Origin of the sequence: Olsenella absiana (genome assembly GCF_036408855.1) — a bacterium.
In the GTDB taxonomy this organism is placed as follows: domain Bacteria; phylum Actinomycetota; class Coriobacteriia; order Coriobacteriales; family Atopobiaceae; genus Olsenella_K; species Olsenella_K absiana.
Genome location: NZ_JAZGJQ010000001.1, coordinates 271,811 through 283,735, shown reverse-complemented (window position 1 = coordinate 283,735; position 11,925 = coordinate 271,811). Strand labels below are relative to the sequence as shown.

The 11,925-nt window shown below is 67.5% G+C and carries 9 protein-coding genes; 4 read left to right on the top strand and 5 right to left on the bottom strand.

Translation table 11 applies throughout. The annotated features are described in order from the left end of the window. Window positions 1-155 precede the first annotated feature (155 nt). The gene (locus VXJ25_RS01175; RefSeq protein ID WP_330957375.1) at window positions 156-395 is read right to left on the bottom strand and encodes a hypothetical protein; all 240 of its coding nucleotides are present in this window, start codon (window positions 393-395) and stop codon (window positions 156-158) included. A gap of 620 nt (window positions 396-1,015) precedes the next feature. Here VXJ25_RS01175 and VXJ25_RS01170 point away from each other — a divergent pair. From VXJ25_RS01170 to VXJ25_RS01160, 3 genes are all read left to right on the top strand, one after another. Further along, window positions 1,016-1,960, top strand: coding sequence for a DegV family protein (locus VXJ25_RS01170; RefSeq protein WP_330957374.1), 945 nt, complete (start codon window positions 1,016-1,018; stop codon window positions 1,958-1,960). Between the two features lie 502 nt (window positions 1,961-2,462). Beyond that, entirely contained in the window at window positions 2,463-3,377 is a 915-nt protein-coding gene (locus VXJ25_RS01165; protein WP_330957373.1) for a hypothetical protein, read from the top strand. A gap of 799 nt (window positions 3,378-4,176) precedes the next feature. Then, window positions 4,177-4,875, top strand: coding sequence for an HAD family hydrolase (locus VXJ25_RS01160; protein WP_330957372.1), 699 nt, complete (start codon window positions 4,177-4,179; stop codon window positions 4,873-4,875). Window positions 4,876-4,957: 82 nt separating this feature from the next. Here VXJ25_RS01160 and htpG read toward each other — a convergent pair whose 3' ends face one another. Then, window positions 4,958-6,925 (bottom strand): molecular chaperone HtpG, encoded by a 1,968-nt coding sequence (gene htpG / locus VXJ25_RS01155; protein WP_330957371.1) that lies wholly within the window; start codon window positions 6,923-6,925, stop codon window positions 4,958-4,960. Window positions 6,926-7,298: 373 nt separating this feature from the next. Between htpG and VXJ25_RS01150 the strand changes: the two genes are divergently transcribed. Then, window positions 7,299-8,021 carry a DUF554 domain-containing protein gene (locus VXJ25_RS01150; RefSeq protein WP_330957370.1) on the top strand — a complete coding sequence of 241 codons (723 nt, stop codon included), beginning with the start codon at window positions 7,299-7,301 and terminating at the stop codon, window positions 8,019-8,021. A 71-nt stretch (window positions 8,022-8,092) separates the two neighbouring features. Here the strand turns inward: VXJ25_RS01150 and VXJ25_RS01145 are convergent, their stop codons facing one another. From VXJ25_RS01145 to iorA, 3 genes are read right to left on the bottom strand one after another with little or no spacing between them, the layout of a single operon-like run. Next, window positions 8,093-9,328: a phenylacetate--CoA ligase family protein gene (locus tag VXJ25_RS01145; protein ID WP_330957369.1), complete on the bottom strand. Its 1,236-nt coding sequence runs from the start codon at window positions 9,326-9,328 to the stop codon at window positions 8,093-8,095. Between the two features lie 26 nt (window positions 9,329-9,354). Further along, window positions 9,355-9,990, bottom strand: a complete 636-nt coding sequence (locus tag VXJ25_RS01140; protein WP_330957368.1) for an indolepyruvate oxidoreductase subunit beta — start codon at window positions 9,988-9,990, stop codon at window positions 9,355-9,357. Further along, on the bottom strand, window positions 9,987-11,876 hold the full coding sequence (iorA, locus tag VXJ25_RS01135) for an indolepyruvate ferredoxin oxidoreductase subunit alpha (RefSeq protein WP_330957367.1): 1,890 nt from the start codon (window positions 11,874-11,876) through the stop codon (window positions 9,987-9,989). The genes VXJ25_RS01140 and iorA overlap by 4 nt, the downstream gene beginning before the upstream one ends. Window positions 11,877-11,925 lie beyond the last annotated feature (49 nt).

The following is an 11,925-nucleotide window of genomic DNA, read 5'->3' as shown; positions in this document are numbered from 1 at the left end:
GTTGCCCCGAGCGGCCGTCCGACCGTAGGCTGGGCTTACAGATGAGGGCCCGGGGAGCGACTCCCCCGGGCCCTCATCCTGTTTGGGCACGGCCAGCAATGGACGTGCCGGGTCGAGCGACTGCCACGCACTTCGCAGGCGGGAGCGTGCCGCCGCTACTTCTGCCAGGCCGCGGCCTCCTTGGCGGTGATCGGCTTGATGTCCTCGCCGTCGGCGTACTTGGACTCGGCGCCGCCCTTGCCGGTGAGGAAGAAGAAGCCGGAGCGGTTCTTGTAGAGGGCCTCCTCGTAACCAGCCGGATCGCCGAACTCGCCAAAGGTCTTGTGACCGAGCTCGACGCTCTTCTCAGTGTCGTAGACGTGACGCTTGCCCTCGAAGGTCTTGGTCTTGCGCATGATACGGACTCCTAACATACTGACTGCATGATTACAAGCAAATCTCGGCGGCAGGCAATCTGCAACCAAGCAAGCATTTTGCACGTGTTGAACATGAGGCGCAATACCCGTTCACAAAACTGTCGACTTTCTTGCTCGACATGTCGAGTTGGTTGCTCGACATGTCGAGTTCGTCGTTCGACATGTCGAGTTCGATTACATAGTCACTGGTCAGCGACTTGCGCCTACTCGACGCGTCTCTAGAACACGGGTGTCCGGCCAGGGTGGCCCGGCGAGGACGCGACTTCGGGAGCCCGGGGCCCGGGGCCCGGCTCCCGAGAAGCCCAGGGCTTGCGGCACGGGCGTCACGATGTCACGTGTTGAGAAATCGTTCGTGTTGGGCCCAACTAGGCCGGGGCACGCGAACGAAGACTCACCATTCGTTGGGTATGCACCGCACGGGGCGGCAGCCGCACGAGGTGCCAGCGTTTACCGCCATGCGCCGTACCTGAGTGGAGGGTCGCTCGGCGAGATGCGGTATCTTAGGTCACGTTCGATGAGTCCGCGAGACTGTACTTCTCATAAGGGAATTCGGCCCATGCAAGCCGCGCCGCAGGACGCGCGGCGACCAAGGAGACCAAATGGCGACCAAGTGCAACATCATGACCGATTCGTGCTGCGATTTCTCTGCCGAGGAGGTCGAGGAGGCCGGCATCGCCTGGATTCCCTACACCTACACGGAAGCAGGCAAGGAAGACGGCCTCTCCGGCTACGACGACCTCTTCCAGTCGCGCAGCGCGCACGAGTTCTACGCGGCCATCAAGGGTGGCGCCTGCCCAATGACGTCGCAGCCGTCACAGATTGCTTACGAGCAGGCCTTCGAGCGAGTGCTCGCGACGGGCGTGCCGACCGTTCACTTCTGCCTGTCCAGCGGGATCTCCGGTTCGTACAACGGTGCCGTCACCGCGCTCGATCGCGTCCGCGAGAAGCACGGGGGAACGCTGCCCACGCCGATCTACGTTGTCGACTGCCTCATCGGCTCGACCACCCAGAACCTCTTCATCCATCGTGCCGTCCAGAAGCGCGACGAGGGCCTCACGGCCGAGGAACTGGTCGCGTGGGCCGAGGACGCGCGCTTCCACGTGCACACCATCTTCATGGTGGACAATCTGGACGCCCTGCACCGTGGAGGCCGCATCCCCAAGTCGGTCGCGGTCGTCGGCGGCATGCTGGACGTGAAGCCCCTCCTTACCTTCAGACTCGACGGCTCGCTCGCCGTCATGGGGGTGGCGCGCGGACGCCGCAAGGCGATGCGGAAGATGCGCGACTTCTACGAGGCGCTCCATTTGCCCACCTGCGAGGAGAACGCCGTCGCCATCGGCGATGCGGACTGTGCGGGTGACGGCGACTCCCTGAGGGCCTCCCTCTTGGCGGGAGATGGCGACCTCAAGGTGTACCGCTCCACCATCGGACCGACGATCGGCTGCCACGTCGGTCCCGACATGCTGTCATGCTGCTTCTGGGGCGAGGACCGGCGCACGCCTGGGTTCGACGACTCCAAGAGCAAGGGCAAGGCCTCGAAGTAGCCGGCGGAAGCACTGCGGCCCTCGGCCAAGTACGCCGCTCGGATCACGTTCGGGACGCCGCGTGAGGTGCCACGCGGCGGAAAGGTGAGGTTTCGTTCGCTCGTGCACGTACTTGTCGCTCGAAGGCGAACGAAAGCTCAACAGATGGAGTGCGGAGCAAGCGACGAGGCGTCGAGGGCACCGGCCCAGTGGTGATACGAACAACCGTTCGCCGATTGCGATGTTTCGCCACCCAGCGGCCACGCCAGCAGTAGTACCCTTCTGCCCACCTTCCATCGCTAGAGGGAGCGCGGACGGGAGATGAGCCATGGGTGGCCGGGATGTGCTGGAGATACGGCTTGACCAGGCGGTTGCGTGTGGAACTTGCCTGCGCGCGCAAAGTGACGCCGAGCGTCAGCGCCTGCGCCGCATGGTGAGGCGCGGCACCGTCACGTCGCCTGCTCGAGGGCTCTTTGTCCGGACCGAGGCGTGGACCGCACTCAACCCGCGCGCACGCGCGCTCATGCTCATTCGCTCCATCGCGGCCCTGCATCCGGACTGGGTGTTCTGTGGCGTCAGCGCCGCAATCGTGCACGGGCTCGCCGTGTCCTTCCACTTGCTTGGGCAAGTGCACATAGCCGTGCCCCGTACACGCCACGGCAGGAGCACAAGGGTGGTCGTCCGGCACGCGATCGGAGAAGTTCCGACCGTACGAGTCGACGGCATGCTCGTGACCTCGCTTCCCCGCACCGTCGTCGACTGCTTGAGGCACCTGAGCTTCGCCGAGGGGCTCGTCATAGCAGACTCCGCGCTGCGTGCAAGCAGGATGTCTGCGGAGCCGTTCCGGGAGCTCGTCAGAAGCGCCGGCCGCGGACTGCGTGGGATTCGTCATGCCATCTCGACCATGTCTTGGGCCGACGCCAGGAGCGAGAGCGGGGGCGAGTCGCTCGCGAGGGCCGTCATGGCCGAGCTAGGATTCCGATTGCCTGAACTCCAGGTAAGCGTCATGAGTGCCTTGGGCGATGGTCACATCTACAGGCCCGACTTCACATGGAGACTCCCGACCGGCACCGTCTACGGCGAGTTCGACGGCAGGGCAAAGTATTCAGATCCTGCGATGACCCACGGTAGGTGTTCCGTCGACGTGCTGGCAGACGAACGCATTCGAGAGTCTCGGCTCGCAGCGAGCGGGCGCGTGCTGCGCCTCTCCTACGCAGACCTTCGCCCGGACCGACTGGCGAGGGTGCTGGACGCCTTCGACATACCGCATGACCGCCCGATGACCTCGCTCGACCTTCGCCCAGCATCGCTTCGCGATCACCGTAGTCCAAGCTGCCGCACGCTACGGGACGCCAACGCCCGCGCGAGCAAGCCGAGGCGGCGCAGTACCAGCCCTGCTGCAGCGTCACGACAGGAGCGCCCGTCGCCATCGCGATGACACGCCGCCGACAGACGAGCGCGGTCCATGAAGCCCGGCTAGCCGATGTGAATCTGAGCTAGGCTTGCCTGGGCGACCACCGCCCCGACTCCACGGGCTGGCACCACTGCGGCGCGGCCATCACGGTGGCGCCAGCGCCACTGCGTGCAGCCATCACGGCGATGCGGACATCACGACAACGTAACAAGTGCATGCGACATCTGCGGGCATTCATCTTCGGCTTCGAGCAGGAATAACAGGACGACTCCGCTCACAAGACATCAAGATAGTCTGGCCTCAAGAGGGTCGGTTGCCAACTGCAGCCGGTTGCCAACTGCGGCCGGTTGCAAACTACAGTTTGCGTCGCATCGGGCGGCCCACATACCGCAACACTCGTCTATGGAGAGATATCGTTCGTCTTGGCCTGATCTGAGCGGTTCGAAGCAATCGGAATCTCACCGTATCGCCGGATCGCTGCCCGGTTGGCCTCCGAAGACGTGCCACGAGCCTCGGTCCGAGAGACCCCGCTTCATGACGCCCGGCGAATCGTAGGCACCTTGCGGGCAATGCTAGAATCACCCCGATGGAGGAGGGGCTTTCCGGGGGACGTCCCAGCTGCGACCGGACGTCCCAGCTGCGACCGGGCGTCCCAGCCGCGATCGGGCGTCCCAGCTGCGACCGGACGTCGGGCGTCCCGGCGAAGTGAAATAGCCCGCCAGGAAGCCCCGACACCACCCGGCGGCCGTGCCCGAAGCCCCTGCCGCCAAGCCCGCAGCGCCCGCCCGCCTCGTCGCGAGACCGACCACAAGGAGAACAGCCCATGCCCGAAGCCACTGACCAGACCTCACCTGCACCCGTCCTCGACGGCGTCATCTTCGACATGGACGGCCTGATGGTCGACACCGAACCAATCTGGACCAGAGCCTGGGCGCCGACGCTCGAGGAGTTCGGCATCCATGAGGTCCCCGAGGGGCTTCCGGACGCCTGCCGCGGTACGGCCGGAAGCTCCACTGCCGAGCAAATCGAGCGGTACCTCGGGAATGGCGTCGACGCCCTCGCCATCTTCCGACGGCTCGACGAGGTCGGCAGCGAGCTCACCCTCAGGGAGGCCACCAAGAAGCCGGGGCTCGACGAGATTCTCGCCTACCTGGAGAAGAGAGGCATCCCGACGGCGGTCGCCAGCTCCGGCGGAATCGACAGGATCATCGCCCAGCTCGAGAGGCTCGGCCTGCGCGAGCACTTCGCAACAATCGTCAGCGGCCAAAACCTCGAGCACCCCAAGCCGGCACCCGACGTCTTCCTGCTTGCCGCAGGCCAGTTGGGGGTGCAGCCCGAGAAGACCATCGTGCTCGAGGACGCCCCTGCGGGCATCACCGCGGCGCATGCAGGTGGCTTCGTGCCGATCATGGTCCCAGACCAGGTCGCCCCTACGCCAGAGATCAGGGAGAAGGCCTTCGCCGTCTGCACCGACCTCCTCGCGGTACGCGACCTCATCGACCGGACTTGGCCCGAGCGCTAGCCACGCGAACCGCCCGACACCTGGGAGCACGCCGGATGGCGGCTCCCGGTGCCGGGCGTGACGGGCGGACGCCGCCCGGTGGCTACATGAGCTGCGTGACGTCCTTCGCGAACTCGACGGGGTCGTCGATCGGCAGCCCCTCGACGAGAAGCGCCTGGTCGTACAGGATGTGCCCGTAGAGCTTGAGCCTGTCGGCGTCGTCCTTCGCCGCCTGCAGCTTGCCGAAGACGGGGTGCTTGGGGTTGAGCATGAGCACGCGCTCGGCCTTGGGGGCGTCGCCCATGCCCGGCTGGCCCTGCAGGCGGCGCTCCATGTCGAGCGAGACGGGACCGGCGGCCGAGACCGTCGCGGGCGTGTCCGCGTCGAGGCTGGCGGAGACCTTGACGTCGGTCACCTTGTCGTCCAAGGACTCCTTAATCGCCGCGAAGAGGTCCTTGTTCTCGTCGTTGAGCCTCTCGGCCTCCTTCTTCTCGTCCTCCGTCGCGAGGTCGAGGTTCGCGTCCGCGACGTTGGCCAGCTCGACGTCGCGCGCCTCACTCCCCTTGTGCTCGGAGTCGCCGGCGACGGCGTCGACGTGGTAGCTGCGCATGAACTGGAACATGAACTCGTCCACGTCCTCGGTGCATACGAGCACGTCGTAGCCGTGCGCCAGCGCGCCCTTGACCGCGGGCGTCTGCTCGACGAGCTCGCGCGACTCGCCCGAGGCGTAGTAGACCTTGTCCTGGCCGTCGGCCATCGAGTCCACGTACTCCTTGAGCGTCACCATGCTCTGGTTCTTCGCGGACCAGAACAGCAGCAGGTCGGCGAGCTCGGAGGCCTTGGAGCCATACGAGCTGTAGATGCCGAACTTGAGGCCGCGCCCGAAGTTCTCGAAGAACTTCTCAAACGACTCGCGGTCCTTATCGCGCATGTCCTCGAGCTCGGAGGTGACCTTCTTCTCGACGCGGCGGGCGATGGCGCGCAGCTGCGCGTTCTGCTGGAGCGTCTCGCGCGAGATGTTGAGCTTCACGTCCGGGGAGTCCACGATGCCGCGCACGAAGTTGTAGTAGTCGGGCAGCAGGTCGGCGCATTTCTCCTGGATGAGGACGTTGCTGGTGTAGAGCGCGAGGCCCTTCTCGTAGTCCTTGCTGTAGAGGTCGAACGGCGCCTGGCTGGGGATGAAGAGCAGCGCGTCATAGGAGAGCGTGCCCTCGGCGTGGAAGCTGATCGTGCGCAGGGGGTCGGCGAAGTCGTGGAAGGTGGACTTGTAGAACTCGTCGTAGTCCTTCTGCTCCACGTCGCCGGAGCGCTTCTTCCAGATCGGCGTCATGGAGTTCAGCGTCTCGAGCTCCTGGTAGTCCTCATACTCGGGCTTGTAGTCGTCGCCCGCGTCGGCCGGCTTGGGCTTCTGGCGGCTCTTGGTCACCATCATCGTGATCGGGTGACGCACGTAGTTGGAGTACTTCCTGACGAGGTCGCGCAGCCCCCACTCGGAGAGGAAGCGGTCGGTGTCATCGGCGTCCGTGCTCTTGCGCAGGTAGAGAATCACGTCGGTGCCGTGGTCGTCGGCTCCGGAGCGCTCGCCCTCGGCCGCGGGCTCGATGGTGTAGCCCTTGACGCCGTCGGACTCCCAGGCGAAGGCCTGGTCGGCGCCGAAGGCGCGACTCACGACACGGACCTTGTCCGCCACCATGAACGCGGAGTAGAACCCGACGCCGAACTGGCCGATGATGTCCATGTCATCGCCCTGGTGCTCGGCGTTCTCCTCCTTGAACTGCTCCGAGCCGGAGTGCGCGATGGTGCCGAGGTTCTTGTCGAGCTCCTCCTCGGTCATGCCGATGCCGTCGTCCGAGACGGTGATCGTGCGCGCGTCCTTGTCGAAGGACAGGCGGATCGCGAGCGCGGCCTGGTCGACCTTGATGTCGGGGTTGGTGAGGCTCTCGAAGCTCAGCTTGTCGATGGCGTCCGACGCGTTCGAGATGAGCTCCCTCAGGAAGATCTCCTTGTTGGTGTAGATCGAGTTGATCATGAGGTCGAGCAGCTTCTTGCTCTCGGTCTTGAACTGCTTCATCAGGCAGCGCTTCCCTTCTGTACGACGTGAACAGATTTCCTTGTACCCGGTCAGATAACCTCTATGCGTCGTCAAGAGAAAATCTCATGCATAGCCGCTTAGATGTCTTTAGGCCTCCGTGCGAGAAGGACCGGCGCCCGCGACGGTCCGGTGCCGGCGGCCCGACGTCCGCGGTGCCCTGCGCCCGGCCACCCGACGTCCGCGGTGCCTGGCGTCCCGGCGTCCGTTGCCGTATCGAAACGCCGCGCCCGAGCAGGCGGTGCGTCGTCTCCCGAAGCTGTACCATCTCGACCTGCCGCAGACGATAAGCCGCGCGCGAGAGCCGCGGGCGAGAAGGACGTCGGGCCCGAGGCAACGAGGGACGGAGGGTGCCATGCCGGGTGTGGGGACGATAGCGAACGTGGCGGGCGTCGCCGTGGGCGGCTGCCTCGGCGTGCTCGCGTCGCGCTGGATCACACCGCGCCTTCGCGAGACCCTCATGGTCGTGATGGGCGTGCTCGTGGTCTTCGTCGGAGTCTCCGGCACGCTGCAGCGCATGCTCGTCGTCGGTCCGGACGGCGGTCTCGCCACGACGGGCACGTGGATGGCCATCGTCTCCCTCGTGCTGGGCTCGACGGCGGGCGAGCTGCTCGACCTCGACGGTCTCGTGGAGCGCTTCGGCACCTGGCTGCGCGACCGGACGGGCAACGGGGGCGACGGCGAGTTCGTGGACGCCTTCGTGTCGGCGTCGCTCACGGTCTGCGTCGGCGCCATGGCCGTCGTCGGCTCCATCCAGGACGCCCTCTTGCACGACCCGAGCGTCCTTCTCGCCAAGATGGCACTCGACCTGGTGATCGTTATGGTGATGGCGGCGTCGATGGGCAGGGGCTGCATCTTCGCGGCCGTGCCGGTCGGCCTGTTCCAGGGTGCGATCGAGCTGCTCAGCGGCCTCGTGCGCCCCGTCATGACCACCGCTGCGCTCGCGGACCTCTCGCTCGTCGGCAACATGCTGATCTTCTGCGTCGGCGTGAACCTGCTGTTCGACCGCAAGATCCGCGTCGCGAACATGCTGCCGGCGCTCGTGGTCGCCGTCGCGTGGGCCAACCTGCTGGGCTAGGCGACCGCACCCCTGCGCCGGGCCGGACACGACCCGGCCTTCCCGCCAGAGCCGTGGCCGACGGCGCGCCCCTACTCGTAGCGCTCGTCGTACACGCGCCTGGTCTTCTTCTCGCTCCTCGGCAGGAGGCCCATCTCGACGACCTTGACGATCGGCGTGAACCCGATCCGGCTCTTGACCTCGTGCGCGACCTCGTCGCCGAGCTCCAGGAAGTTCTGCGTGCCGTCCGTCTCGACGTAGATGCGCATGGTGTCGCGCCCGTCGAGGTGACTGATGCGGATCTGGTACTCGCTCGAGAGCTGGGGGAACCTCTGGAGCACCTCCTCGATCTGCCGCGGGAAGACGTTGACGCCCTTGATCTTCATCATGTCGTCCGAGCGGCCCTGGATCTGGTCGATGCGCGGGTGCGGGTCCCCGCAGGGGCACGGGCCGGGGATGATCCGGCTGATGTCGTGCGTGCGGAAGCGGATCAGCGGCGCGCCCTCCTTCACGAGCGTCGTGTAGACGACCTCGCCCCACTCGCCGTCGGGCACGGGCTCTCCGGTCTTGGGGTCCACGATCTCGAGGTAGTTGAAGTCGTCCCAGGTGTGGATGCCGCAGCCGCACCTGCAGCTGATGCCCGTGCCGGGCCCGTAGACCTCGGTCAGGCCGTAGATGTCGTACAGCTCGATTCCGAGGAGCCCCTCGATGCGCGAGCGCATCTTCTGCCCCCAGCGCTCGGAGCCGATGACCCCGCGCCTGAGGTGTATCTGGTCCTGCATCCCGCGCTTCTCGACCTCCTCGGCGAGAAGGAGCGCGTAGCTCGAGGTGGCGCACAGGACCGTGGTCTCCATGTCGCACATGAACTTGAGCTGCTTCTCGGTGTTGCCGGGACCCATCGGGACCGCCATGGCCCCGAGCCTCTCGACGCCGGCCTGGAAGCCGACCCCCGCCGTCCAGAGGCCGTAGCCGACGGTGATCTGCACGCGGTCCTGGCGGGTGACGCCCGCCATCTCAAGGCAGCGGGCGAACTGCGTGGCCCAGTCGTCGACGTCCTTCTGCGTGTAGGGGATGATCACGGGCGTGCCCGTGGTGCCCGAGCTCGAGTGGATGCGCACGATCTCGTCCTCCGGCACCGCCATGAGCCCCAGCGGGTAGGCCGCGCGCAGGTCGGCCTTCTCCGAGAAGGGCAGGCGGCAGAACTCCTCCGCGGAGGAGACGCCGGTGACGCCCGCCTCCTTGAGGCGCCTGCCGTAGAAGTTGTCGGACTTGCGCAGGCGCTCGATCTGCCTGTTGACGAGGTCGAGCTGTCGGTCGGAGATCTGCATGGGCCTTCCTAACCTCGCGTCTTGTTCTAATCGTCCCGCGCCGGACCCGCGCCGCGCGCAGGCCCCGCCGTGGTCTCGCCCGCGCCGTGCGCGGCCGCCCAGCCGAGGGCGCGCTCGTTGAGCTCGCGGAAGCGCTCGGGGACGCGCTCCCCCACCGCCGCGCGCAGGTCGCCCTCGGTGAGCCCGGTCGCGCCCGCGCTGACGGCGGCGCCGAGGAGGACCACGTTCATGACCCTCGCCGTCCCGAGGTCTGCCACGGCGGCGTCGGCGTCGACCACCGTGAGGCGCCTCACGTGTGCGGCCAGGTAGGACATGATCGCCTCGAGGTCATAGGCGGGCCCACCGATGGTCGCCGTGACGGGCACCACCGGCCGCGAGCTCACCACCATGGCGCCGTCCGCGCGCAGGTAGGGCAGCTGGCGGAGCGCCTCCGCCGGCTCGAAGGCCACGACGAGGTCCGCCGTCCCCCGGGCGACGAAGGGCGACGCGGCGTCGGCGCCGATCCGCACGTGGCTGAAGACGCTGCCGCCGCGCTGGGCCATGCCGATCGTCTCCGCCGTCTTGACGGGCAGGCCGCGCCCCATCGCGGCCGAGGCGATCAGCTTCGAGGCGAGGACGGTCCCCTGGCCGCCGACGCCGCACAGGACGATGTTCTCGCTCACAGCCGCTCCCCTCCCGAGATGGCGCCGACGGGGCAGACCTGCTCGCAGAGGGTGCAGCCCGTGCACTGAGTCTCGTCGATCTGGACCTTGCCGTCGGGGCGTACGAAGAGCGCGGGGCAGCCGAGCTCGCCGACGCAGCGCCGGCACCCTATGCAGGTCGCGAGGTCCACTCGGCTCCTCGCCGCCGGCCTGGCGAGCACGACGCAGGGCGACCTGAAGATGATGGCCTTGACGCCCGGCTCCTCCGAGACCCGGCGCACGGTGCTGACGGCGAGTTCCTGGTCGAGCGGGTCGACCGTCTCGACGCAGGTGAGGCCTATACCCCTGAGCACGCGCTCGATGCTCACCCGCTCAACGACCTCCCCCATCGCGGTGCGGCCGATGCCGGGGTGCGGCTGGTGGCCGGTCATCGCGGTGGTGGAGTTGTCGAGCACGACGAGCGTGAGGTCGGCCTGGTTGTAGAAGGCGTTCACGACCCCGGTGATCCCCGACGCGAAGAAGGTCGAGTCGCCGACGAACGCGAAGGCGCGCGTGTCCGGCTCCACGTGGCGCACGCCCTGCGCGATGTTGATGCCGGCGCCCATGCACAGGCAGGTGTCGCACATGTCGAGCGGCTTCGCGTTGCCCAGCGTGTAGCAGCCGATGTCCCCGCAGAAGACCGTCTTCCTCCCCCTCATGGCGACCTTCACGGCATAGAAGCTCGCCCGGTGCGGGCAGCCCGCGCAGAGCACCGGCGGCCTCACGGGAAGCTGCGGCGCCAGGTCCCCCTTCGCGTCGCCCGGGGCGAGAAGGGCCTCGCGCCCCGGGCCGTCGGCGCCCGGCGCGCCGTCGTCAGGCGCGGACTCCACCGGCGGCAGGAAGGCGTCGAGGCAGCGGGCCACGACCTCCGGGCTCATCTCGCCCGACCGCGGCAGCGCCGCGCCTCCCATCCTGCCCAGCACCCGCACCCGGAGCCCATGGCGCCCGCAGACGTAGACGAGCTGGCGCTCGATGTAGGGGTCGAGCTCCTCCACGACCAGCACCGCGTCGAGGCCCTCGAGGAAGCGGACGGCGAGCTCCTCGGGGAAGGGGAACGGCGTGGCGACGCGCAGCAGCCTGGGGCAGGAGCCGTCTGCGCGCTCGGCGAGGCGGTCGCGCACGTAGCCGAGGCTCGCGCCCTGGGTGGCGACGCCGAGCCTGGCGCACGAGCCCACGCCGGGCTCGAGCAGGTTGCCCGCGTAGGCGGACAGCTCGCGCGAGAGCCGCTCGTTCCTCTCCTCGATGAGGGCGTGGTTGGCCGTCGAGAGCCTCGGGAAGATCACCCAGCGCGACGAGTCCTTCACGAAGCCCTCGGGATGCGTCTCGTGCCACTCCCCTGGGTCTATGACCTCGATCGACTCGTAGCCGTGGTCGACGCGCGTGGTCGGCCGCAGGATGACCGGGGTGTGCTCGCGCTCGGAGAGCTCGAAGGCGTCCTGGACCATCGCGTAGGCATCGGCGACGCCGGACGGGTCGAGCACCGGCACCTTGGCGAACATCCCGAAGGTGCGCGTGTCCTGCTCGGTCTGGCTCGAGATGGGGCCGGGGTCGTCCGCGACAACCACGACCATGCCGCCCTTGACGCCCACGTACTCCAGGCTCATGAGCGGGTCCGCGGCCACGTTGAGGCCGACCTGCTTCATGGTGACGAGCGCACGGGCCCCGGAGTACGCGGCGCCTGCGGCCACCTCCATCGCGGACTTCTCGTTGACGGACCACTCGACGTAGGTCCCCGCCTGCCTGCGGCGGGCGATGGTCTCGATGACCTCGGTCGACGGCGTGCCCGGATAGCCCGCGACGACGTCGACGCCGGCTGCGAGGGCCCCGAGGCCTATTGCCTCGTTGCCCATGAGGAATTCTCTGTGCATGGCCCTCCCCTGGCGCCCGTCCCCTACCGTGAGCCATAGCGGGCGCGAC